This is a genomic window from Paraglaciecola sp. T6c (assembly GCF_000014225.1).
Taxonomy (GTDB): Bacteria; Pseudomonadota; Gammaproteobacteria; order Enterobacterales; family Alteromonadaceae; genus Paraglaciecola; species Paraglaciecola atlantica_A.
In genome coordinates this window covers 3,177,820-3,201,437 of the sequence record NC_008228.1, presented here as the reverse complement: position 1 = coordinate 3,201,437, position 23,618 = coordinate 3,177,820, and the positions used below count along the sequence as shown (strand labels likewise).

Genomic DNA, 23,618 nt, shown 5'->3' with positions numbered 1-23,618 from the left:
TCTCCAATTTAGACCGATCGTCTATTAATATCTAAAAAAAAGCCCAAGTGCTTATTTGGGCAGGGCCTGTAAAAAATACTGCAAAAAAAGCATTAGGGGCTTGTCGCTTTGTACCAACTTCGCTCGGCTGACTGCACCCTCCCAACTGATCCAAAAATACTCAGCCAGTGCCCCGCAGTCCGCGCTTTGATTTATGTCACCATTAGCCTTTACTTGAATGAGACAAGCTTCTAGCTTGCGCTGCCAATTCAAAAAAACATTTGTCAGTTGTGCTCGAAAGCTAACGGGTAAGGCGTCCACTTCCTGGCCTAAGTTGCCCACCAAGCAGCCGCGCTTAAAGCCGTGACGCGCCATGCCAATAGCCGCGTCATCCACAAAATTTGCGATACGCGACAAAGGGGCATGTTGTTCGTTAAGCAGGTGCATATCTAGCTTACGTGAAAAGTAGCTATCGTAATGCGCAATCAGGCTTTCACCGTAGGCTTCTTTGCTGGCGAAGTAATGATAAAAAGAGCCTTTAGGCACACCGGCTTTTTTCAGCATGGTATCAATGCCTGACGAGGCAAAGCCAAATTCGGTTAGGTGCTCTAAGCCAACGCGCAGAAGCTCTGCTTTTGTGTCGTAATTGTCACGAGCGACTTTGGGCGGCCGGCCGCGTCTTGGTTTTGTAGTTTGCACATTCATCTGAGTATTAAGCTACCACTTGGGGGAAATCAGTTCGGTACCTAAATATATTAGACCGATCGTCTATTTAATTGCAATTGATTTTTTGCTTATGCATTGCTCTGCAATTTAGAGTTATAAAAAAGCCCGCGTGAAGCGGGCTGAGAAGCATGGTTAGTTTTACATTAACGGGTACTACACCTGTTGCTGACGATTCTATCGGCCTGCTTGTAGCAGCTGGCACTATAAGAGTGCTGCTAAATTGACAGAGTTCTAAATCTTAAGACCCTAATAAATGACAGCTGTTTTGCCAATAGATTTACCACTTTCGATCACGCTATGGGCTTCTTTAAAGGTGTCAACATTAAAACCATTGAAGGTTTGAGTTAACGTACTTTTGATACTGCCTTGGTCAAGTAATTGCGCTATTTCAGCCAGAATATCTTGTTGACGTACTATGTCACTGGTGTTGAACATAGAGCGGGTAAACATCAGCTCCCAAACAAACCCTGCCGATTTTGCTGCTAAAGGTGAGATATCTACTTTGCTATTGACCTCAACGATTGAACTTATCATTCCTTGAGGCGCGATTAACTCTACCATGGCATCCCAATGGCCCTGCGTATCGGCAACATTGAAGATATAATCAACATGTTGAAAACCACTTTCACGAGTAGAGTCAAGTAGGTTTCTGTGATTAACCACATAATCTGCGCCCATACTGCGAACCCATTTTTCGGTTTCAGGGCGAGAAGCAGTTGCGATAACCGTCAAGTTCGTCAGCTGCTTAGCAAGTTGAATAGCAATTGATCCCACGCCACCGGCACCGCCAATAATCAACAACGTTTTCTTCTGCGTCTTGGACACACGAAGGCGATCGAATAACGCCTCATAGGCAGTCAGTGAAACGAGTGGCATTACCGCAGCTTGAGCATCTGATTGGCTGGTTGGTGCATGGGCAACGATTCGATGATCAACAGCTTGATATTCAGAATTTGAGCCTGCACGGGTCACGTCCCCAGCGTAATACACTTTATCGCCCACGCTGAAACCTGAGGCATTTTTGCCAAGTGCTTCAACGATGCCCACTGCGTCATAACCTAAAATAACCGGTTGTGGGTGAGGGGTATCAATCGCGGAAAGCGCCCGGTTTTTTGCATCAGCAGGGTTAATGGATGTGGCGACAACACGCACCAACATATCGTTTTCGCCCAAAGTCGGAATAGGCATGGTAAATTTAAATAGGCTATTTTGTTCTTCAATAGGTAATGATTGAGTGAAACCGATGGCGTTCATTTGCTTAGGTACTGACATAATTTGTTCTCCTACTAGGGTTTAAAAATCGATACATGTAATATTTCATTTTGAAAATGATGACAGACGTTACACACATGTCATCTGGCTGAACGAACATTTAAATTTTGTTCTCAAGCACCAATGGCGATACTTTATGGCAACGCAGTTCGAAGAAAAACTGGGGTGGTGACGAAACATTTTCAAAATAATATTGAAAATGATGTGGCTAGCATGAGATGTATCCATCACCGCTAAACGCTAAACGCAGGCAAGGAGCATAAGTGAAACGGTATCAAGTGATAGAAGCAAACCCAACCGTTGCGGAGTTTATCGCTCTGCGTAAGCAAGCAGGGTGGGGAGAAATCAATATTAATATCGCCCAAAAAAGCCTTGAAAATACCTTGTACTGTGTGTGTATCCGTCAATCACACGCATTACTCGCCATGGGACGCGTCGTGGGCGACGGCGCAATGTATTTTTATATTCAAGATGTGATAGTGACACCGACCCATCAAGGCCAAGGGTTAGGTCACCAAATTATGTTGAACATCGAAGCATATCTGCAAAGTGCAGCTGCGCAGGGCGCTACTATTGGCTTGTTGGCAGCCAAGGGTAAAGAGCCATTTTATGAACGATATGGCTACGTAAGTAGACCAAATACATCACTGGGAAACGGTATGTGTAAGTTTGCCTAGCATGTTAGCGTTTACCATCGTTTTTACACTAATCCATTGTTAATTATCTATTTTGCCCCCACTGAGTGAATATGAACTTTAGATGTTATGAGGAGCTAACTTTATGAGTCGTCATTTTGATAAGGCCGACGGCCTGTGTGAACAAAGAGATCCCACCACCCTTGGTTACGTGTTTAACCAGACGATGCTGCGCATTGCTGACCCAAAGCGCTCGTTAGATTTTTACACTCGGGTAATGGGTATGACGCTGTTAAAGCGCCTCGATTTCCCAGAAATGAAGTTTAGCTTGTACTTTTTAAGTGCAGGAGATGACTTTTCTGACGTGAGTAATGATGACAACGCGCGAACAGTGCAAACTTTTGGTCGTCCAGCCATGCTTGAACTGACTCATAATTGGGATGATACACCTGAGAATACCCAATATCACAATGGTAACAGTGAGCCAAAAGGCTTCGGTCATATCGGTTTTCACGTACCCGACCTCGACGCTGCCTGTCAGCGTTTTGAAGCGTTGAACGTACCTTTTCAAAAACGCCCCAATGATGGTGCAATGAAAGGGCTCGCCTTTATAAAAGATCCTGACGGTTATTGGATTGAAATATTTGATGCCAACAAGGTTACAGGCTCTATCAGCGAGCACATGTAACTTTGCCGACGCATTGGCAATGAACCTTTTCAGGTAGGCAGTCCGTGGGCGTGAATTCATGCGCCCACGATTAACTTCGTTTGTCGGCAGTCGTTAACGCGAGGTGAGTTCACTCACTTTTGCGAACTTCTAACGCCTCAATATTAATGATGTTCGATCGATTTAAGGTGATCTTAAAGCGCTGGGTTTGTTGCTTCTTGTCTTTATCCGTGTGCATTAGCACTACATTAATTTGATAACGCCTTTCCACTGCTTGCTTAGTGATTTTGTTGTTTTCTAAAGAATAAAGGCGTCCTTCGCCCTTTCTTAGAAACCGAATAAAGGGGGTTAAATTGAAATAAATTTGCTGGCGCACCTCATCATAGCCCGGTAAAAAGCTTTTCGCGAAGACCTTGGTTTCGCTACGAAAATGCAGCAATTGCGCCGCTTGTTTGTTTTGCTGGCGACGTGTTTGAAACAGTTTGTCTACTTGAGGCGGCAAATCTTTATTACGAATGTATTCAAGCCAAATGGTTTGATTGGCAACCTTGCTCTTATTCACACTGTGGCTGTATAAAATCCGCCATTTTGGCAAGCCTTTTTGAATACGCCGCCAAATAATACGCGTAATGTCTTCTTTGAATATTTCCCGTAAGCCGTAAATCACCCCTAACATGCCCACCAATGCAATGGTAACCTCGGTAAAATTGGTTCGCGCGTTTAACACTAATACCATCACAAACGCCATAATGATCGCGGTTACGGTACCTTTGACGATGCGGTTTAAATAGCTGTTGAGGTTCTTGGTTTTCTTTTGAAATACCACTCCGTATTCTATTAAACGCTGTAACAAGCGCATTTTATTGGTAATGCGATTCGGGTCACCGAGTGTGGTTTGCGAGTTGTACTGGTTTTCTTCTCGATATTCATTTTCTCGGCGGCATAAACCGAACAGAAAGTTTCTTTCACTGGAGTATTCTGCGCTTTTGGGCGCCCTTGATAGCAGCTTTAAAAACGACTGCTCCACTTGCCAGCTCAGGTAATTATCAGCATTCTCAAAATACGCCCTCAGCTTTTCATCAGACGGGGTATAGCGCCTTAATTTTTTAAGCAGGCCAGAGGTTTGCTCAGCAAGCTCTATCGCTTGGGGGTAAAACTCTTTGCTGTCTTTAAGCTTAAGCGTTTGCTTGATGTCAGTATCAAGGGCGGTACGAATTTGATAAGAATACAAATTGAGGTTTAAGCGATAATCACTTTGTTCGCCTTTCTTTTGACTAATGTATCGGCTGCGCACCAATGGCACATGCAGTTGGTCAGAATAATAGGCACTGTGGTTTTGAATGCTGTGGTGAAAGTACTGTTCCTCGGTCAAGGTTTTTGCGCTGATACCCATTTCATCAGGCAATGAAAAATACAGGTCGAGTCTTTGGTGATCACTGGGCAAAAGCTGGTAACCGACTCGTATGGACAAGTTTTCGTCTTGGGTCAGCTTAATATTATTCACTGATATCTTGGTCTCCTTTATGACTTGCGATGTTCATATTCTGAGGGTGACTAGGTTGTTACTTGGCTATTGGCTGCTTTTTTGGCAATGCTTAGGGGCAGCTTTAGAAATAGCGAGTATGAACGCTGCGTAAAATAAGTATGCCTGACTTTTTGTCCTTTCCCCAATCTTCATATTCATAATCGGCAATTTTTTGTCACTGCGACTTATCATCGCGACTTATCATCACGCCTTATCACTACGAAGGCATTACCTGATGCTGCGGCGGTGGTTGTGCATAGCGTGGCTCAGTCGTTAGCAAGTGATTATATAGAATTAATTGATTTTGTTTCCTTTTGTGGCGTATTTATCCATGAAAGTAGTTGTAATAAATTGTGCGCCTCGGTTGCAGATATAAGATCGTGCAACATAACAGGATGATTTATTATGCAAACCAATCAACTAAACCAACTAAATCAAGCACGCAACTTAGATTTACCTTCCCGTGAAGCCATGTTGCATCGCACTCCTTCAGTCCAGCAGTTTTGGACCAACCACTACAACTTACTGAGCGATGCATGGAAAGAGTGGGAAGAGAGCAACAGCGACACGCTGGCAACACTTGACAGCTCCTTGCTCGATAGCCGTTTGCGAGACGCCGTAGAGCAAGCATGGGCCGACCCAAGTAAAGAATTAGCAGTACAAGACTTGATGCAAGAAGTGGCACCAGATGTATTCGAATTCCAGTTTTTTGATCCGCAGCGTTTGGCTGATTTACGCGGTTATCTTGAGCAAGTGTGGGATGCACACATTCCGCTTCGCCCACCGTACGGCATTGTATTGAACCGCCGCGGTGCGATGTTAGACAGTCGCTCTGAAGGGTATTTGGCTGCGCCAAGCTTTCAAGTGTTTTATCGCGAAATGCTAGACAGATACATGCGCCCCATAGCCCGTTTGTTGTTCCCTGATATAGTGGGTTACGATACCCAAACGTTTGGTTTTTCGATTCATTACAAACCAAATACAGATACATCGATTCGCCCGCATACAGACGCCTCAGCGGTCACCTTGAACATTAATTTGAATTTACCTGATGAGGTATTTACCGGTTCAAATGTGGACTTCTACGATCCCACTACAGGCAAAATGATTGGCTTGGCGTTTAAGCCGGGCAGTGCGATGATCCATCGCGGCAATGTGGTGCATGCTGCGCAACCTATCACCAGTGGTGAGCGTACCAACTTTGTTCTTTGGTTGTATGGGGACTATGGCAGAATGCCGATGCAAGGCGCTGATCGTGTTGCAGTCGATGCGAAGCAGCGCTGGGCAGTGCCAACGGCACCATTGGATGATTTTGCGCCATTCTAGCTTTTATTAGGTAAACGTTATGCACCTTGCGTGCTTTTTATGGGCTACGCCCAGGTTATGCACTTTGTGCACTTATGAGCTTCGCTCACGTTATGCACTTTGTGCACTTATGAGCTTCGCTCACGTTATGCACTTTGTGCACAGGGTACAGCTTCGCTGTTTATGCACTTCGTGCACAGGGTACAGCTTCGCTGTCTACACACTGCGTGTGCTAAGCATGCGCGGTGCTTATTTATAGCCTTCGGCTACTAGTGCATACGCTTCGCGTACTTATGTGCTGCGCACACTTTACGCACTTCGTGAACTGAGCACAGCTTCGCTGTTTATGCACTTCGTGCACCAGCATCCATGCTGGATATGACAGACCATCCATGGTCAGCCAGTCACTTTTTCAAAAGACGACAAAATAACCAAAAAGTCTTTTGCTCCAACAAACTTTCTTAACCGCCAAAAGTAACGGCTTTAATGTCAGAACGGCGTGAGGAAACATCCCTGTAAAGCAACACGCCTTGTCCAGACATCCCTGTCTGGCCATCTGACAATCCGTCACTTTGAGCGGGAAAGTTTGAGTCGCGTATAAATCAAAAGCAATAAGAAGTAACCAAGACAAATTGGTCGGGAACCATTTTGAACTTACGAAGTAAGGCCTGAAAGGCAAAATACAGGACGTATTTTGTAAAGGCCGCCCTCCAGCAAGTTTCAATTCCTGCGCGTCTTGCCTAACTCTGGTCGTGAAAACGTGTTCCCGACACGGCTTTCACTTAGATTGCATCCATGCAATCGAACCAGAGTGAGCCCGCGATGCTCGGGAAACTTGAGTCGGTATAAAATCAAAAGCAGCGACTTTGTCGCCAAGGTATTCGCTATGCTTCTTAAAGATGAAATTCGAAATTTTAATCTGTACTACAAGGTACGGTGTATGCAGAAAACGAAATACGGGAATAGTGGAAAATATCCTAGATATTAATTTTACTAAGTACCCTAGGAGGTTTTAGGTTGGACGATAAATTTAGGAGGTTATCCGAGCTAGGTGCCGGTGATTTCGAACATCTAGATGGATCTTTGATTGAACATTTGCAAGGCACTCGAAAACTCTCAGATGAATGGCGGCGTCTGAGGCTTTGAAAGATGCTGGCTTATATCGTGCCGCCTATGGAACAGCCGGTTTTGCTGAAAACTTGGTATCTGCTAACCAACGTAATGAAGTATCTCAAATCGTCGGCCCTGAGGCAGAGGAGATCGTTTACCAATATTGTGCATGTGATCGCAATCACTTTTTTGCTCAAATAGGAGATAGCGATTCTCCTCGATTCAAAAACCGTTTTACTGGTGAGTCCTATTCGTTGTCCACTAGGCTTTTGAAGCAGTTTTTGGTGAAATAAATCCTTACCAATCGGTGCAACTCTGACAATTTAAAACTTAGCTTGAAAAGCAGCGACACTTTAAATTTCCGGTTTACTCTGCGTTGAAGTTGAAGTTGAAGTTGAAGTTGTATTGTAATGGTTTAATGATCTTGGACATCATTTTAGGTGGTAATGTTACCACCAGAAAATTCGGCGTTAGTCGTCAAGGAGGATACATTGGGAAGTTCAAAAAACAGTTTTAGGATTGTAAGGCAAGGTAAAAGAGCCTATCTAGATTTTCTTAGAAATTTGACACCTCAGACTTTACTTTTTTCGTTTGTTATTATCACTGGGCGTCAACTTGATTTTTCCAAAATAGATCTAAGTAACACAATGCCAACCGTTTTGTTTTATACATTGCTGCTTTCATTCATTGTGGCTGTATATTGTAATTGTAGTTTGTTACTGAATACGCTTTACCCAGGCAAAAATGAGTGGGTAAATAGATATTATCGTAGGGCGAATAAACTTAATGGCAGTAAGTTTTATAATGTATATTTTGTTGTATTAGCTGCATTAAGAAAGAGATACATTGCACTTTTAGAATTATTGGTAGTTTTCTTCTTTTTACAAATTACTATCGCAGTAGTAATTGTTGTTGCACTTAAATCCGTATTATTAATGGGTAGCTAATGATGAGTAACAAAACATTATTTGACGCCCAAGCCAGCTGGATCAAAATTAAACCAAAAGCCATGCTGACTATTGCCATAACTTTCTGTCGGACCGCTTATCTTACAAGCGCTCATTTCTATTTGGAAAGCTTGAGGCGCGTAAAATCTAAAGTAGCGGCTTTGTTGTTAGGCAATAGCTTCTGTTAGTCGCTGCGACCAGTCGGCGTGGATGATTTTGGCGTTCAGATTAATATAGGTTTTTGGCGTCGCGGTAGAAATTTTCGTGGGTGCCGAATGTGAGTAGCTCAAGTACAACGGCTTCATCTTGATAACTGTAGCCGAGAAGGGTGAGTTGTTTTGCCATCTTAAATTTGTATACGCGCATAAATGAAAGGTCTCCCTTTTTCTGCTCTCCTAACAGAGGATTCTCCATTAAAGCTCGGACTGCGTCGTCAAGATCGGCTTTTTGATTTTTTCTGAGTTTCTTCACAGCCTTATTAAAACTGGATGTTTGTAAAACTTTTGTGATTTTAGCCAAAATCGTAGGTCTCTAATTTTCCTGCTTCTTTCTCAGCTTTTGCAATAATGGCCTGTTTTACAAACTCGTATGGCAGTTCAGGATTGTCTTCCATCATCTCACCAATTTTCGCCCAGTGCTCTATTTGCTTTGGTGTTGTGCGGTTAAGTGCTTTAGCCATTATGCTGGCTTTTTCTACTAGCTCTTGGTCCAATCTAATACTCGCAGTTGCCATCATCATTTCCTCATTTGTATGGTTTAATTGTAGCGTCTTGCCACAATTGTGGCAAAGCGCTAAGAATTGTCAAGAACAAGAGTTAGCTGGACAGCCACGATAATTATGGGCTGGCTGTTTTATCTAGGGTGTTTTCTTAGCCAACTGACTTGTTGGTCATTCTTTGATTTTTTGCTGGTTATTTATGGCTAGCTTGGGTAAATTTATTTGACTTTTGAGTTTTCAGTGTTGTTCAAAATGTTGTTTGTAGAATGTAAGAGGGATTATGCGGTTTCAGGGAAAGGTGTTTAATTGGAATGATGACAAGGGCTTTGGTTTTGTTGAGCCAAATGGGGGCGGTGAGCGGGTGTTTGTGCATATCAAAGCGTTTACGCCACGTTCTCGGCGGCCGGTTGATGGGGACGTCATCACCTATGAGTTGGTGCGCGAGTCTCACAATCGCTGTAAAGCTGAGAATATTCAGTTTGCTCGGGGATTAAACGGGGCTAGCACTAGGCAAGCCAGTATAAAGTCTGCTAATCCCAACAAAGCAAATAAACACAAAGCGAATAAGCGTAGAACAAATAACAATACCACCGTGAATGTATTCTTAGTGCTGTTTTCGATTGCCTTAGTTGTATCTATTTTGATGGGGGCACTACCTCTGGTTATTGGTGGTGTGTACCTTGTCATGAGCATGATTGCATTTGTTGCCTATGCGCTTGATAAGTCAGCTGCGCAGAATGGTCGTTGGCGCACCAAAGAGAGCACGTTACATTTGTTTGCTTTTTTAGGTGGCTGGCCAGGCGCCTTGTTAGCGCAAAATCGCTTGCGACATAAATCGAGTAAGGCGGAGTTTAAAAACGTCTTTTGGTTTACTGTGGTGTTAAATCTAGGCGGTTTGTATTGGTTGCACACAGAAGACGGAGCGGTGTTTTTGAATGATAAAGTGTTGCCGTTTGTCAGTACTTTGCAAAGTATGGTGATAGGGGGGAGCTAAGTTATTTGTGCACTTCGAGCGCAGGGCACAGCTTCGCTGTCTACGCACTGCGTGTGCTAAGCATGCGCTGCGCTTATTGATAGCCTTCGGCTACTATGGCATGCGCTGCGCTTATTGATAGCCTTCGGCTACTAGGGCATACGCTTCGCGTACTTATGTGCTGCGCACACTTTACGCACTTCGTGCACCAGCATCCATGCTGGGTATGACAGACCATCCATGGTCAGCCAGTCACTTCTTTCCAACAGCCGAAAGAAGTAACCAAGAAAGGCCGCCCTCCAGCAAGTTTCTATTCCTGCGCGTCTTGTCTAACTCTGGTCGTGAAAACGCGTTCCCGACGCGGCTTTCACTTAGATTGAATCCCTTCAATCGAACCAGAGTGAGCCTGCGATGCTCGGGAAACTTGAGTCGGTGGAACATCAAAAGCAGCGACTTTGTCGCCAAAGAATGGGCTTCGCCCACGATTTTACTTCAGCCGGAATGCCAGTTCGGCGCGTCGTACAACTTACTTTTCTTCAACAACTAAGACTATAAGCACAAATTCATCGGGAATGAATTTGAACATCCGAAGGATGGCCTAAGCCCTCTTTGCGCAGGTGAAATACATGGATGTATTTCATAAAAGAAGCGGTCTCCAACAAACTTTCTTAACCGCTAAAAGTAACGGCTTTAATGTCAGAGCGGCGTGAGGAAACATCTCGGCAACTGGAACGCCAGCTCGGTGCTCCCTGCGTTGCTCTACCTTTCTGCATCCATGCAGATCGCCTGTAAAGCAACACGCTAAATTTGTTCTTCGTTTTACTATTAAACAAAACGCAATCTGAACTCATCCATGATGACGCACCCAGCTTCACCATCCTTGGCGAATCGTTCACCCGATAGGAGCGTTGCTCCAAACAGCCTCGGATTTACCCCTGTCTGGCCATCTGACAATCGGTTACTTCTATCAGGAAAGTTTGAGTCGCGTGTAAATCAAAAGCAGCGACTTTGTCGCCAAAGCATGAGCTTCGCACGTGCTGGGGAAAAATCATTATATACAATAAGTTACTCAGTGTGATAGACGTAACCGTTTCCAATAAACGAACGTCTCGTATGGAACTACGGTTGACACTATGGAGTTTTTTAATCAGTAACACTTTAAGGGTATAAAATGAATCACGACAAATTTCAGGGATTAATCAAGCAGCTTTATTCCATAGTGAATGAATTAGAGTTGATGTTTCCAAATCGACACTTTACTCCTGACGGCCATATGGTTGGTAGCATCGGTGAATGCCTTGTTGCAGATGCATATGGGTTGGAATTAAAGACTGCATCTAATAAAGGTTTTGATGCGGTTACTACGGAGGGAAAAGAAGTCGAGATAAAAGCGACTCAATCAAAATCAGTAGCTTTTCGAAGTGAACCGGAGCATATAATCGTTATTAAAATTCTTCCGAATGGAACGTTTGAAGAAGTTTACAATGGACCTGGTAACTTCGTCTGGCGTCAGTTCGCTGGAAAGACAATTCCAAGCAATGGTCAGTATCAAGTATCACTGAATAAACTAAGAGAATTAGATAAAAGTGTAGGTAATTACATGCGTATACCAAGAACCTGATAACAATAATTCACTAGACAGCCGTGCTCATTACTGGGTGGATGTTTTGTTTTTACATCTGACAATCGGTTACTTCTATCAGGAAAGTTTGAGTCGCGCATAAATCAAAAGCAGCGACGGTGTCGCCAAAGCATTCGCTTTGCTCAAGCTAGAATCATCAAAACAGCCGTGATAATTCCTGCCAATTTTATATTTTATCTATCACGGGTTTGCCGTTGCGAAAGTATATAAATGGACCTTCGGCTTCAGGCGCTTGGCCGCTGGTTAAGCGTTGTGCTACTTCTTTAAGTATCATTCGGGTGATAATAGGTAAATCGAGCTTTTCGGCGTCGACCAGTGATACCCAGTGCATGGCGAGCAATTCACCAGACCCTTGGGGCGTTTCGTGTACATCCCCTTGGATAATATCTGCGTCTACCATAAAGAATCGCGTATCGAAGCGGCGATTTCGATAGGGCGGCGTGATGGCTCTGGCGATGAAACTCAGGGTATCAAGGCGCGGATTTACACCATGTTGTAAAAACGCCTGCCACTGGGGTGAGCGGGTCTTTATGGTTAAGCTATCGGTTTCGCCAAGGAGTAATCCGGTTTCCTCGAACGTTTCACGAATAGCCGCCAGTGCAAGCCCTCTAGCACGTGACTCAGGGCATCCTTTCATTAAACGTTGCAGTACGCTGGGTTGAAGGTCGTTAGGCGGGCGAATACGACTGTCGCCCGCGTCAACCTTACCCCCAGGGAACACGAACTTATTTGGCATGAATTTATGCTCAGCTGAGCGCTTACCCATCAGAATTTTGGGGTGAGTACTGTCCCGGCGCACAATAATCAGGGTGGCGGCATCTTTAGGTTTTACAGCGCGTCCTTGGGATCGCAACTCGGCGGAGGGCGTATTGTGGGGGATATAGGGTTCGTTGTTAGGCATGTTAGCCCCTGTTTATTTATTCAATAGGTGCAACGTGAAATACCAATCTGCTAGGTTTATTTGATAGCCAGTGGCGTTTGCAATTAATCACTTACGTTTAGCCTTTTGCTTTACTCACTCGCTCAAATTCTTTTGCAAGGTGGGTATGCAGGCGCACGATCGCGCTCTCAAATAAGCCAAATTCTAAAAATTCATTTGCTTCGCTTGCCAGTCCCTTTTGAGCGGATAGCACTATCTGCAAATCTTCAACCGCACCTTTAGCAGCGAACTCTTGACCTTCTGAAATAGCATCAAGCCTTGCGGTGTCATGCTCGCCAATCGCGCTGATAAGGTAGGTATGTTGCTCTGTTGTTGCCTCATCAATAGGCTCGAGCACATTGACTTGCATACATCCTGGAAAGGTTGAAATAACCACATTGGGAAACAGGTGATAAACGTAGGTAAGTCGCCCATCAACTGAGATGTCAGATGCCTTGTTATGCCTTAACCCCTCTATTGCTTGGTAGGGAAATGTTACGCGGCTATTCTCCCCAAAGGCTTCGATCACCGTGAGGTTGTCGTATTGCACGGGGAAAAACGTGCGTTTGTGTGTTTGGCGAATATGGTAACCCTCAAGAGAGCTTTCTAGATAAAGCTTCCAATTCGCTTTGACTACCTGACGGGTTGAATTTAATAAACGGTAATGCTCAGGAATAAGGTGAGGAATAGGCGCTATATCTTGCTCTATATTTGCTTGCGGGTTTTGGTTAATAAATACCAAGCCATTGCTCTCGAAACAGGCCACCTCAACAAGTCCACGTGTTGCTTTATCAACATCTGGAAACCCATCTTCATGGGGAATACTTAGCAGGCTCCCGTTAAGATTGTATGCCCAACCATGATAGGGGCAAACCAATGCACGAGCACAACCTTGCCCTTCAGCGAGTTTAACGCCTCGGTGACGGCAGGCATTTCTAAAGGCACGAATAACGCCGTCCAATCCGCGCACAGCAATCAAAGGCACGGTGGCTGCGTCACGGGCAACATAGTCCCCTATTTTGGCGAGTGCGCTTGAGGGGCAAAAAACGATGCTTCGACTTTGCAAAATATCAAGCTCTGCCTCAAGTCGCGCTTTCGAGCGGTAATTAGCTGTGGGCTCCCGCCAGCTTTGCTTGCCTAGATCGGTTGTGCTGTTGTCGATATGTGCGAAAATTCTTTGCACGACTTCTATATCGGTGAGTAGTGTATTTTGATCATTGGTATTGACGGGCATATTTTCTCGCAAGCTGAAGAAACAATACTGCTCAAAAATAAAACAAAAAAGGGAGATTGCGAAGTCAGCGGTTTTTATACGTGGTAATCAGGGGGGCTTATATAACAAAGGGGGCATCTTTGTTATTTATGCACTTCGTGCACAGAGCACAGCTTTGCTGTTTATGCACTGCGTGCACTTTTATGGGCTGCGCCCACTTCATGCGCTGCGCTTATTGATAGCCTTCGGCTACTAGGGCATACGCTTCGCGTACTTATGTGCTTCGCCCACGTCATCCATGACGCTTTTTCAAACCCTCGTCCCGAGGGCTCGATCTACTTTTTACCAACAGCCGCAAAAAGTAAACAAAAAGGGCCACCCTCCAGCAAGTTTCTATTCCTGTGCGTCTTGCCTAACTCTGGTCGTGAAAACGCGTTCCCGACGCGGCTTTCACTTAGATTGAATCCCTTCAATCGAACCAGAGTGAGTCTGCGATGCTCGGGAAACTTGAGTCGGTATAAAAGAAAAAAGCAAAAGCAAAGCAGCGACTTTGTCGCCAAAGTAGAGAAGCACTTTACCTGAGTAGCATTAAATGAATAGCAATTGGATAATTCACTTTTTTCTTTTTGTGGTGTGAGTGTCGAAAATATTCAATATCTGTTTTGCGTCATCAGTTACCTTTACGCCCTCAATAATTGAGGAGATAAGATATGGCTTTACGCGTTAATTACTTTGCTCTAGCATCAAAAGCAATGCAAATACTGATGAATCAGGAAAGCTATTTGCGTGCCCAATTTAGCGTGTCAGAAACGGTGACTCCTGTTATCTGGGAGTTGGTCAAATTGAGAGTCTCGCAGATCAATCAATGTGCTTTCTGTATTGATATGCATAGTAAAGATGCCTTGAGTGAAGGCGAGACTCCGGAGCGAATCATTGGGTTAAGTGCTTGGCGTGATATGCCCCTGTATTCAGAGACCGAAATGGTCGCACTGGATTGGGCTGAACATTTAACCTTAGCTAAACCAGTGGATGATGAGTGTTATCAGAGCGTGGCAAAGGTATTGGGTGAACAAGCAATTGTTGATTTAACCATTGCCATTAATGCCATCAATAGTTGGAACCGAATTGCCAAAACGTTTACGCCAGAGGTAGGCACCTATAAACCGCAATAAATCACGTACCAGCGCATTTCACTTTGAGCTGTCTAAACCATCGGGGCAGTTGTCCGCATTTGTGCAAGGAATGTGGATAGCTTCTGTGGCTCAACCTACACCGATAACAAAGCCGCTGTACAGCGACGCTGGCAGTGGAATTATATTTAACTTTGTAGGTGATGTGATGATCGGCCGTGATACCTTGCATGAAGGTGTCATTATGCTTCCTATCAATAAACAAGCTCAGCGTATTGTTCTATCACCAGGGGCGCAACTTGCGGGTATTCGTTTTCATCCCGCAATCGGGTATGGTGTTTTGGGGCGGCACTATGACAAGCCAACGCTATTATCGCCAGAGCAAGACGAGCAATATCGTCTCTACCAAATTTATAATCAACTTAGGTTACACAAAGGCAATAGTAGCTCACTTGAAATACTAAACCTTTGGGCAAATAAAAATTTGGATTTTACCAATGTACTCCCAGATTCTCTGGACAAAGCATTGCAATGCATAGAGCAGGATGAGTTGCTCGGCCAGCTCAGTGATAGTATCGATTTGAGCCAAAGACAAATTGAACGTATTTTTAAGCTTAGGTTGGGAATGACTCCTAAATATTATCAGCGCATCCTTCGGATAAAAAAAACTATCGGCTTTTTACGCCAACACCCAACCCCAAATTTGGCGGATGTAGCTCAGCAATTTGGCTTTAGCGACCAAGCTCATATGACGCGAGAATTCCGTGCAATTGCCTGTGTGACGCCAAAACAAGTGTGACTCCCGTTAGCAAGTATGTGTGTATTCCCCTCATCAACATTGAATGAACGTTTTCAATGTCGTTACGTATCGCCAACACCAAATCGTTCGAGGGATTATCTGTGTGCACTGCCAGGCGGTTGATTGGTGTTTTGTGTTTGCGATTGGCTGTATTGCGTATTGAGTTGCATCCCTTTTTCATACTGGCGATTCATTGCCGTGTCTGAGCGCTTAAAATAATACAACCATTTCATGTATTGATTGGTTATTGCTTGTTTATAAATGCCATTAACTTAAATTACAAAGACACCCATGATAAAAATCGTGAATTTTAGATATTACGAAGACACTCATGATAACTATCTGATAGTGAGGATTACTTGGTTGGGGGTAGCCTTGGCTGCGCTTCTGCGTCGGTAGCCAAAGTTGAAATAGATGATAAGCAGGGCAACAGCTTTATGCGTTGCCCTTTTTGGTGCTTTAGTCTTGTAGGGCGAGTTCGGCCATTTTCATTGTGCTTTCGAATGATGCCGTGCCGGCTATGAATAAGCCGTTGTGGCAGAACATGGCGTCTTTTATGCCTGTTTCTGTTTGTAGCTCTGCATCTGATAAGCCTGCCCATGGTTTGGGTAGGGATTTTCTGTCTTCGAATGAGCCGGGTTCTACGGGTACGGTTTGGAGCATCCATTGCCCTGATTGTGACGGGTAGACCATATACAAAGCTTGCTCTGATAGGGCGTGAACGGTTTTCTTCCATGGGGTGTATTTTTCTAGCACGATCACTCTTGGATCTTGTGCATTTTTTATTGCTTCGGCGACGATGGCTTTTGCGTTTAATCCACCGCTGGCCGCTGCTATTGCGCGTGCTAATACGCGCGCTGCGAAATCAACCGCTTCGTTAAAGCCGGCGTCAAAATCACCTTCTTCTTGCCACGTTGGGTTGAACATTGAAATGGTTTGGCTAAGGCTAATGCCTTCAGCCACTCCTTTTACGTGGCCACAATCGATGGCGTCAATGGTAGATACCAGACCGGCGTCAATCGCGTTGGCGAGCTCTTGATTATCGCCACATATGGTGAGGCCATATTTCTGCCAAATCAAACCAAATGACGAGTAGGGCACGCCATTGTCGCGCTCACCGGCGCCGCCGCGTTGGTGGTGATCAAAGCGGTCTGTTGCTGCATCGTGTTCGCCGCCTACATCAATTACCACATCTGCCTTGGCGATAGTGTCTTTATCACGGGTGCGAATGAGGGTAAACGTAGGGAAAACGCTTTTAAGGGCCGCGACACTGAATACATCGTCAGCATGAAAATTGCCGCTGTGGGTTACTACTATTTTATCATTCATCATTTCTATCATTTTGCAGAGGAAAGGGAAGGCGTTGTCAGATACAGGTTGAGGCTAAACGGCTTAACACGTTTTTATTCATACAAGTAAAAATACGACGGGGATTCTATACGAAAGCACGCACATTAAAAGGGGAGTCATGGCACTTTATCTTGTCAATTTGTCAGGCTCGCAGTAGAAAATTATCACATAGACCAGCGGAAATAACCCTAATGACTTGTTTGCTGCGGTGATTTTGTAATAAGGCTGTGGTTTATATGAATTTGAGTTACTCTCAAATAATGGTCTCACCGAGCGATCATGTTTAATGATGAGATAGCTATCAATCAGCTTGAAAACTTGCATCTTCTTTCCTTTCGTTTTGATGGTATTATGGACCGGAATTTATTGGAGACTCAAATATGTCCAATGCGCTTAAAATCATGCTTGAAAACATCGAGCAATTAAGTACAAAAGAGAAAGCACTTGCTGCTCATTGTCTTTTAACCGCTATGGATTCAACTGCCGAAGATGATGTTGAAACCCAGTGGTTAAAGCTTGTAGAAGCGCGAAGTGCTGAATTAGAGTCTGGGAAGGTAGAAGGTATCTCTTGGAGGGATATCAAACAGGATCTTATTTAGTCGACGTTTTCTGTTATTTTTCATCCTGATGTCGCAGTTGAAGTAAAAGCATCATTTGATTGGTATCAGGAGCAATCTCTTGGACTAGGTCACGAGTTTGTTCACGAAATAGAAGAATCAATAGCGTCAATTCAATCGTTACCTGCCGCGTGGTCAAAGATGGGGCAAACTCATCGTCGTTTTGTTTAAGCCGTTTCCCATATTCTATTGTTTACAAGATTATTGAAAATCATCAAATTAATATTGTTGCCATAATGCATAATCATAGAAAACCAGGATATTGGTATATACGTGGTTAATATAAATTTTATATTCTAAATGCGATTAGCGAATGAGAATGGTGGTAAGCATTCTTCGCTGTCTTCATTACGCCTGCAATGGTGAGCCAGAATGCTAACCACATCTTATGTTAAAGCTCATTTGCATACAGGCTTTCAACACACTCTAAAAGTGCGTTGAATGCCCGGTAATTCTCTTTACGTTCTCGGCGCTCTTTGCAGATATCGACATCCTTTGTACGTTCTGGACATCCTTTGGGACAGCTAAAGCGCTATGCGTCTACGACGATGACTTCGCCTGTGATGAAGCCGTCTACTGAGCGTTCGAACGCTTTGCCTACCAATTCGCTTGGTACGGGCTGAAAGCCTGGCATCATTTCACCGTAAACATCCCATGCTTCTGTGAGTACCGTTGGGTTGACCACGTTGATACGGATGTTTCGTGGCATTTCCAGTGATACGATTTTAGCAAAGGTGTCAATGGCGCCGCTGGTGGTGGCATCGGCAATCGCAAAGGGAATGGGCTTTTTATTCAAAATGCCGCTGATTAGGGTGAACGAGCCGCTGTCAGCGATGTATTCTTGCCCAATGCGAACTAGGTTGATTTGGCCCATCATTTTGCTCATCACTGTGGTCATCCACTGTGCTTCTGTCATCTCACCGAAGGTTGCGTACTCACACACACCAACTGTGTTCACAACTGCATCAAAATGACCTACTTTTTCATACAGCTCACGAATGGACGCTTCGTTAGTGATATCCACTATGTGATCAACGTCGCCAGAGCGCCCAGCAGTGATAACGTTGTGCTTACCAAGCCCGGTTAATGCTGCTTGCCCCATTTTGCCCAATGCACCAATTAAAATTACTGTTTTCATTTGTCTCTCCGGTTGTGTTTAGTCATTTGATGGCAGGATATTAGTGACTATTTACAACAAGTAGAAACAACGCTTTTTTGTTAGTGATACAGGATAAATTGGTTAAGTGTTAGCATGCTACCGGTTTTGGATAAAACGCGAACTGCTTGGGCGAGGAATAACATGAGCAAAATAGACAGGTTAGATATTAAACAACTCAGGATTTTTCAGGCGCTGATACGCGAGAAAAATGCGTCAAAAGCGGCCAGTCAACTGGGCTTAACCCAACAAGCGGTGAGCGAACAGTTAAAGAAGCTACGCGATGTGTTCGACGACAGGTTGTTCCTGCGAAAAACCAACGGCTTTATTCCTACACCACTGGCGGAACACCTTTCCGTTGATATCGATAAACTGTTGAACGGTTTTCAGGCACTGTTATCGCCAAAAGTGTTTAACCCAAAAACCATCAGTGGTGAGTATGTTATTTCTGCCACGGATTATGCGCAACAGGTTGTATTGCCTAGCTTAATTGCAAAACTTAGAATTGAGTCGCCAAATCTGAAGATCATCGTTCGGGACTTTGAAATAGACACACTTCATGACTTAATGCTAAGCGGCAAAGTGAACTTGGCGATTGCCTTTCCTGATTATATCCCTGATAGCTACCCCATCATCAACTTGTTTGAAGAGCACCATGTTTGTGTGGCATCTCGCCATGCTTCTATCGCGACGCAAAGCCCATCGCTGGCTGAGGTGGCAAGCTACCCGAGTATTATTGCGTCACCTTCACGGCCAAACTTTAAAGGCTCAATTGATGACTGGTTTAAAGGGTTTGGTTTAACACGCAATGTGGTGGTGTCAGCCCCGTGTTTTTCGATTGTGCCCATGTATTTGAACACCACAGACTCCATCGCCTTTTTGCCCTCAAGAGCAATTAAGGGCCTAGATTTAGTCGAAATTGAACTTGAGCATTGCCCTGAGCCATTCGATGTTATTGCTGCTTGGCATCCTAGATACAATGACGATTCACTGCAAAAATGGATTATCTCGAAGTTGACCGATGAGCCTGTCGCCGCAAACTTGGCCACAAGAAGTGGCGACTAGGCTTAAAAAACCTGGGTTAGCCAACTACCATTATTATTAAAGTGAATGCCGAATCAATGTGAATGCCAAATCAAAATGAATGCCGGTTGTCGTGTTAGTTTTGCTTAGCCAGTGAGCTGCGCCAAGGGAGGATTACAGCCTTGAGCGGGCAATCGCCCTAAGCGCGTAGCAGCCTTGAGCGCGCTACAGCATTGTCTTGTGCGTTCGCACAACGACTACACGCCCATATTGACCGCTTTTTTAGGGGTAAAGCTGCTGCCGATCGACGCGACAATCACCAAGGCAATAGCAGCCCATTGCAACAGGCTCAAGTGCTCGCCCAAAATAGCCAAGCCCGCCAAGGCCGCGATGGCGGGCTCTAAACTCATGAGTACGCTAAACGCTTGTGTCGGCATATTTCTAAGAGCGACCATTTCCAAAGAGTAGGGTAGAGCGCTAGATAACACTCCCACCAATAATCCTAGAGGCAGTACTTCCCAGCTAAATAAGGCTAAGCCTTGGGTCACCGCGCCAACGGGGACCAGCACAATGGCTGCCACCGTCATGCCTAAAGCGACAGTGATGCCACCAGACGCTTGTTTCCCTGTACGGGTGCCAAATAAAATATAACCTGCCCAGCATGCACCAGCACCTAGTGCCATTAGCGCGCCGGTAAGGTCGAGGCCCTGTGCGCTGGATAAATCAGGCATTAGCAGTACGATCCCCGCTATGGCGCAAGCCACCCACAATAGGTCACTTTTTCGTTTAGATGAAAACAAAGCCACAGCCAGCGGGCCGGTGAATTCAAGGGCAACTGCAATGCCTAAGGGAATACGTTCAATCGCCAAGTAGAACAGAATATTCATACCGCCTAAGCACAGGCCGTAAACAATAATGCTGCGCCAATCTCGCCCCTGAGGGAGTGCTCGCCATGGACGAAATACTAACCAAAGTACCGCAGCAGCAAATCCCAAACGCAGTGCCGTGGTGCCTTCTGGGCCAACGATAGGGAAAAGCTGCTTGGCTAAAGACGCACCAGACTGAATAGTCACCATAGCGAGTAACACACTGCCCACAGCCGTTAGAAGTACACGATTGATTTGCATCGAGAAACTACCCAAAAAGAATTAATAATTGAAGTGGCGGCATTCTACCTGATGAAATGGGAATTCACACTTTATGCGCTTCGCTTATTTATCGCCTTCGGCTATCAGAGTGAATTAACAGGACAGCCATGTTAATTATTAGACTGGTGTTTTGACTGGCCATCTGACAAATCGTTACTTTGAACGGGAAAGTTTGAGTCGCGTGTAAATCAAAAGCAGCGACTTTGTCGCCAAAGCATGCGCTGGGCGCACGAAATGCATTAACAGGAGGAATTGACAGCGAGGAATTAATAGGACAGCCATGTTAATTATTAGACTGATGTTTTGACTGGTTATCTGACAATAGGTTACTTCTATCGGGAAAGTTTGAGTCATGTGTAAATCAAAAGCAGTGACTTTGTGGTCAACTCATTGGTTTTTGTTTGTGGTTCCCCCTATGTGCAAGATCGAGGTGTTTAGTCGTATTTCCCCAAGTCTTTATGTCATCCCGTCAAAAAAATTAGAATTTACAGCGATTTAGTAAACATGCTAGAAATAGGGAATAATAATACGCAGTGAATAAGCGTGTTTGAACACGGCAAATGCCGACTGATTAAACTGTTGTGTTTTAGGAAGTAAATTAAAGCTCAAACATGAAAATGTGTAAAAAATGTAGTTCTATAATTTCGCCAAAAGAAGTTCGAGTACCATCAAACTATTCTTACTTCGTATGCCCTGTATGTAATACAAAAGTTACAGGATACCCCTTGGGAAAAGTAATTATGGTAGTTGTCGTAAGTACAATTATGATTTTAGTATTGTCAGCCACTAATTAACATTAGGTCATGGCTTTAAAACATACTAACCAAGTCATGGGAAAACCACTCGCTGGGTTACGCCCAAAACGCGTCGTATTTCCAGTTATATTAGCGGTCAAATTCCACAAGGTGGCCTGGTGTATACATTAATTACAATAGTTCTTTTATCTGTGCCTTTTACCACACTTGCCAATACAGTGAAAACTCACGATGAACTGTCTACAGCTTTAGAAAAAATTCGGATAAAAAATGATATCCCTTCTATGTCCGTCGCAATCATTACGTCAGGTGAAATAACGTATATTAAAGGTTTCGGTTTTCTAGATAAGAAGCAGAAAAAAGCTACGACTGGAGAATCATTATTTCGTATCGCTTCAATTTCTAAGTTGTTTACTGCTCAAGCAATAATGCAGCTGGTCGAGAAAAATAAAATAGAGTTAAATGAAAAAGTAGGACGATATTTACCCAGCTTTAAAGAGAGTAACATTACAATTAAGCAGCTACTTACTCACTCTTCAGGGATTAGCGATACGATTAAACCTGTAGGTTTTGAAAAGCAAAGAACAGTCGATTCCTATTTAGGCTTAGTCAAACGGTCTTTACCAGAAAAGAGTGAAAGTCACGATTTTGAATATAGTGACACTAATTTTAATGTTCTAGGAGCACTCATAAGCACTGTTTCAGTAGATAGTTATGAAAAGTATATTTATAACAATATTTTGAAGCCCAGCAATATGATAAAAAGTGGCTATTTCGATAGTGAAAGTGCATATTTTTCTGAAACGAAACCAACATACAAAGGCAAGTTACTGGATAAAGCTGATCAGAGGCCTTATGACCTATCATTTAATCCAAGCGAAGGCCTTATTTCAAACGTAAATGATCTAAGTCAGTGGCTTAAATTGACACTTTCTGGTGATCCCTCTCTTCTGAAAGCGCAGACTTATAAAGAGATGTTAAAGCCCCAAGTCAAAACTGCTTGGGGTGAAATATATATGGGGTTGGGTTGGCAAGTGTATAACCATTCAAACGACATAATTGCTAGGCATCCAGGAAGCATTCGAGGCTATAAGTCACTTATCCTTACTTACCCTGACAGCAAAAATGCGCTGATACTCCTTACTAATTCAAGCAACACACCTCGATGGGAAATTGCAAAATTAATTACAAAAATTTTAAAACAAAATACACAGTGGTAGTGGAGCTTAGCAGGCTGTTAGAGCGGGACAAATTGCAGTTGACTGTTTCGGCTTCGCTACGCACTCCAGTCAACGAATATTTAACAGCAACGAATAATTAATAGGACAGGCATGTTAGTAATTTCGACGTTTTGAGCCGCGAAAAACAACAAAACCCATTCCAAAGTAGAAAGACTATACTTTTGCCGAAAGCGAAATTTGATGTAAATACGCACTATACAAGGGATAAAAAATGATAAGGAAAAGTCTGCTTTGTTTGCTTATGCTGGTTTGCTTTAATGGAATAGCACAAGGCAAATTCCCGAACCTGATGTTCTTAGATGATAAGCAGCAATCACCTCGCGCAGATCTTAGTGCGGTGAATTGGCTGGCAGGCCATTGGCGTGGTGAAGCCTTTGGTGGGCTTATTGAAGAGATATGGTCGCCCCCTCTTGGTGGCAGCATGATGGGCGCATTCAAGCTGGTGGTCGAAGGCCAAGTACAGTTTTACGAAATTGAAACCCTATCAGAGGTCAACGACACACTCATATTTAAATTAAAACATTTCAACAAAGACTTAACCGGTTGGGAAGAGAAAGACAAGACAGTGGATTTTGCGTTAGTCAAAGTGACGAAAAACAAGGTGTACTTCAACGGCTTAACCCTTGAGCGTGTTAGCGACAATGAAATGAATATTTATGTGGCCATTGAAGACAGCGGGAACACCACAGAGGAAAAGTTTTCGTATAAACGGGTTAGGTAAACAGGAGTCAGAGTAAATCTGTCATTGACTCTATTGATTACATGAAT

At 44.0% G+C, this 23,618-nt stretch carries 23 protein-coding genes; 13 read left to right on the top strand and 10 right to left on the bottom strand.

The annotated features are described in order from the left end of the window. Positions 1-51: 51 nt before the first annotated feature. Positions 52-684 (bottom strand): TetR/AcrR family transcriptional regulator, encoded by a 633-nt coding sequence (locus PATL_RS13515; protein WP_011575414.1) that lies wholly within the window; start codon positions 682-684, stop codon positions 52-54. Positions 685-951: 267 nt separating this feature from the next. After that, a complete protein-coding gene (locus PATL_RS13510) occupies positions 952-1,977 on the bottom strand; it encodes a zinc-binding alcohol dehydrogenase family protein (protein WP_011575413.1) in 1,026 nt (341 codons plus the stop codon). Between the two features lie 263 nt (positions 1,978-2,240). Between PATL_RS13510 and PATL_RS13505 the strand changes: the two genes are divergently transcribed. Both PATL_RS13505 and gloA read left to right on the top strand, forming a co-directional pair. Continuing rightward, positions 2,241-2,654, top strand: a complete 414-nt coding sequence (locus tag PATL_RS13505; RefSeq protein WP_011575412.1) for a GNAT family N-acetyltransferase — start codon at positions 2,241-2,243, stop codon at positions 2,652-2,654. A gap of 103 nt (positions 2,655-2,757) precedes the next feature. Continuing rightward, complete coding sequence (gloA, locus tag PATL_RS13500; RefSeq protein WP_011575411.1) at positions 2,758-3,300, top strand: lactoylglutathione lyase; 543 nt, start codon at positions 2,758-2,760, stop codon at positions 3,298-3,300. A gap of 109 nt (positions 3,301-3,409) precedes the next feature. On the opposite strand, the gene PATL_RS13495 is transcribed toward gloA, so the two are convergent. Beyond that, on the bottom strand, positions 3,410-4,783 hold the full coding sequence (locus PATL_RS13495) for a hypothetical protein (RefSeq protein WP_011575410.1): 1,374 nt from the start codon (positions 4,781-4,783) through the stop codon (positions 3,410-3,412). Between the two features lie 426 nt (positions 4,784-5,209). Between PATL_RS13495 and PATL_RS13490 the strand changes: the two genes are divergently transcribed. From PATL_RS13490 to PATL_RS13480, 3 genes are all read left to right on the top strand, one after another. Further along, entirely contained in the window at positions 5,210-6,130 is a 921-nt protein-coding gene (locus PATL_RS13490) for a 2OG-Fe(II) oxygenase (protein ID WP_011575409.1), read from the top strand. Positions 6,131-7,233: 1,103 nt separating this feature from the next. Further along, the gene (locus tag PATL_RS13485) at positions 7,234-7,512 is read left to right on the top strand and encodes a DUF6817 domain-containing protein (RefSeq protein WP_011575408.1); all 279 of its coding nucleotides are present in this window, start codon (positions 7,234-7,236) and stop codon (positions 7,510-7,512) included. Between the two features lie 198 nt (positions 7,513-7,710). Beyond that, entirely contained in the window at positions 7,711-8,166 is a 456-nt protein-coding gene (locus PATL_RS13480; RefSeq protein WP_157043413.1) for a hypothetical protein, read from the top strand. 228 nt (positions 8,167-8,394) lie between these two features. On the opposite strand, the gene PATL_RS13470 is transcribed toward PATL_RS13480, so the two are convergent. Beyond that, positions 8,395-8,685, bottom strand: coding sequence for a type II toxin-antitoxin system RelE/ParE family toxin (locus tag PATL_RS13470; protein WP_011575407.1), 291 nt, complete (start codon positions 8,683-8,685; stop codon positions 8,395-8,397). Continuing rightward, positions 8,678-8,899 carry a TA system antitoxin ParD family protein gene (locus tag PATL_RS13465; protein ID WP_041713855.1) on the bottom strand — a complete coding sequence of 74 codons (222 nt, stop codon included), beginning with the start codon at positions 8,897-8,899 and terminating at the stop codon, positions 8,678-8,680. Before PATL_RS13465 ends, PATL_RS13470 begins: the two co-directional genes overlap by 8 nt. 265 nt (positions 8,900-9,164) lie before the next feature. Between PATL_RS13465 and PATL_RS13460 the strand changes: the two genes are divergently transcribed. Both PATL_RS13460 and PATL_RS13455 read left to right on the top strand, forming a co-directional pair. Beyond that, entirely contained in the window at positions 9,165-9,878 is a 714-nt protein-coding gene (locus PATL_RS13460) for a DUF1294 domain-containing protein (RefSeq protein WP_011575405.1), read from the top strand. Between the two features lie 1,150 nt (positions 9,879-11,028). After that, positions 11,029-11,478: a DUF6998 domain-containing protein gene (locus tag PATL_RS13455; protein ID WP_011575404.1), complete on the top strand. Its 450-nt coding sequence runs from the start codon at positions 11,029-11,031 to the stop codon at positions 11,476-11,478. 187 nt (positions 11,479-11,665) lie between these two features. On the opposite strand, the gene PATL_RS13450 is transcribed toward PATL_RS13455, so the two are convergent. Both PATL_RS13450 and PATL_RS13445 read right to left on the bottom strand, forming a co-directional pair. After that, positions 11,666-12,400, bottom strand: a complete 735-nt coding sequence (locus PATL_RS13450; protein ID WP_011575403.1) for an NUDIX hydrolase — start codon at positions 12,398-12,400, stop codon at positions 11,666-11,668. Between the two features lie 97 nt (positions 12,401-12,497). Next, the gene (locus tag PATL_RS13445; RefSeq protein ID WP_011575402.1) at positions 12,498-13,652 is read right to left on the bottom strand and encodes an aromatic ring-hydroxylating oxygenase subunit alpha; all 1,155 of its coding nucleotides are present in this window, start codon (positions 13,650-13,652) and stop codon (positions 12,498-12,500) included. A gap of 689 nt (positions 13,653-14,341) precedes the next feature. On the opposite strand from PATL_RS13445, the gene PATL_RS13440 reads away from it, so the two are divergent. Next, on the top strand, positions 14,342-14,803 hold the full coding sequence (locus PATL_RS13440; protein ID WP_011575401.1) for a carboxymuconolactone decarboxylase family protein: 462 nt from the start codon (positions 14,342-14,344) through the stop codon (positions 14,801-14,803). Then, on the top strand, positions 14,790-15,560 hold the full coding sequence (locus tag PATL_RS13435; protein ID WP_367643731.1) for an AraC family transcriptional regulator: 771 nt from the start codon (positions 14,790-14,792) through the stop codon (positions 15,558-15,560). The genes PATL_RS13440 and PATL_RS13435 overlap by 14 nt, the downstream gene beginning before the upstream one ends. A 459-nt stretch (positions 15,561-16,019) precedes the next feature. Here the strand turns inward: PATL_RS13435 and PATL_RS13430 are convergent, their stop codons facing one another. Further along, positions 16,020-16,889, bottom strand: coding sequence for an MYG1 family protein (locus tag PATL_RS13430; protein WP_041713852.1), 870 nt, complete (start codon positions 16,887-16,889; stop codon positions 16,020-16,022). A 401-nt stretch (positions 16,890-17,290) separates the two neighbouring features. On the opposite strand from PATL_RS13430, the gene PATL_RS13420 reads away from it, so the two are divergent. Beyond that, entirely contained in the window at positions 17,291-17,509 is a 219-nt protein-coding gene (locus tag PATL_RS13420) for an addiction module protein (protein ID WP_011575398.1), read from the top strand. Between the two features lie 550 nt (positions 17,510-18,059). Here the strand turns inward: PATL_RS13420 and PATL_RS13415 are convergent. Beyond that, on the bottom strand, positions 18,060-18,665 hold the full coding sequence (locus tag PATL_RS13415) for a short chain dehydrogenase (RefSeq protein ID WP_011575397.1): 606 nt from the start codon (positions 18,663-18,665) through the stop codon (positions 18,060-18,062). A gap of 162 nt (positions 18,666-18,827) precedes the next feature. On the opposite strand from PATL_RS13415, the gene PATL_RS13410 reads away from it, so the two are divergent. Then, positions 18,828-19,748: a LysR family transcriptional regulator gene (locus tag PATL_RS13410; RefSeq protein ID WP_011575396.1), complete on the top strand. Its 921-nt coding sequence runs from the start codon at positions 18,828-18,830 to the stop codon at positions 19,746-19,748. 215 nt (positions 19,749-19,963) lie between these two features. Here the strand turns inward: PATL_RS13410 and PATL_RS13405 are convergent, their stop codons facing one another. After that, a complete protein-coding gene (locus PATL_RS13405; protein ID WP_011575395.1) occupies positions 19,964-20,833 on the bottom strand; it encodes an EamA family transporter in 870 nt (289 codons plus the stop codon). 934 nt (positions 20,834-21,767) lie between these two features. Here PATL_RS13405 and PATL_RS13400 point away from each other — a divergent pair. After that, complete coding sequence (locus PATL_RS13400) at positions 21,768-22,829, top strand: serine hydrolase domain-containing protein (protein ID WP_011575394.1); 1,062 nt, start codon at positions 21,768-21,770, stop codon at positions 22,827-22,829. A 232-nt stretch (positions 22,830-23,061) separates the two neighbouring features. Next, entirely contained in the window at positions 23,062-23,571 is a 510-nt protein-coding gene (locus PATL_RS13395; protein WP_011575393.1) for a DUF6265 family protein, read from the top strand. The last annotated feature ends 47 nt before the right edge of the window (positions 23,572-23,618 follow it).